General features: G+C 60.3%; 1 protein-coding gene. It reads left to right on the forward strand.

The window, feature by feature from the left end; genetic code table 11:
- Positions 1–64: 64 nt before the first annotated feature.
- Positions 65–708, forward strand: a 644-nt coding sequence (locus tag A2J01_RS30620) for a glycosyltransferase (RefSeq protein WP_331715362.1), incomplete at its 3' end; no start/stop codon positions are given.

Here is a 708-nt window from a genome sequence, read left to right on the forward strand (position 1 = left end):
TCGCTCCGGTGAGGCTCCCGCATTGGAATCAGAGTGTGAACAGCTCGGTTGCGAGGTTCGTGTCGTGCGAATAGCGACTTTGCCCGCGGAAGAAGCCGGATCGTACGGTCGATACCTCCGATGGCTCTGGCACACTTCACTGTTCGTTCGGCGTGAAGCGGCAAACTTCGACGTCCTGCACCATGCAACTTTCGCCTCCGACTGGCTGCCCCCACCGGTGCTGTTCGGTGGAGCCGGCGGAGTACGACTGGTATGGGGGCCTGCTGGGGGCAACACCTACCCGCCGATGCGGCTCGCCAAGCGCATCGGTATGCGGTATCTGGCATCCACGGTAGTTCGAACCTGCTCGACGAAAGCCGTTCGGTCACTGACACACATCTTCATGTCCGGACGAGTTGACACTTTCATCGCGATGAACTCCGACAGCGGACGTGGCGCACCGCGGGCACGCAATGTCGTCGTCCAACCCAATTGTGTTCTGGGCTACGACGGAATCGAGAAGCAAGCGGTACCCAGACCGAAACGAAGACTCTTGTTCGTAGGAAGACTGTTGCAATACAAAGGAATCGACCTGATTCTGGATGCGCTCGAGCAGCTGGGTACCGAGTGGTCCATGACCTTTGTCGGGGAGGGACCCGCCCGCGGGCGGATCGAGAAGTCGCTTCCGTATCGGCGCGGTCAGATCACGCTTCGCGGATGGCGCGACAG

Origin of the sequence: Rhodococcus sp. EPR-134 (assembly GCF_001647205.1) — a bacterium.
Taxonomy (GTDB): domain Bacteria; phylum Actinomycetota; class Actinomycetes; order Mycobacteriales; family Mycobacteriaceae; genus Rhodococcus_F; species Rhodococcus_F qingshengii.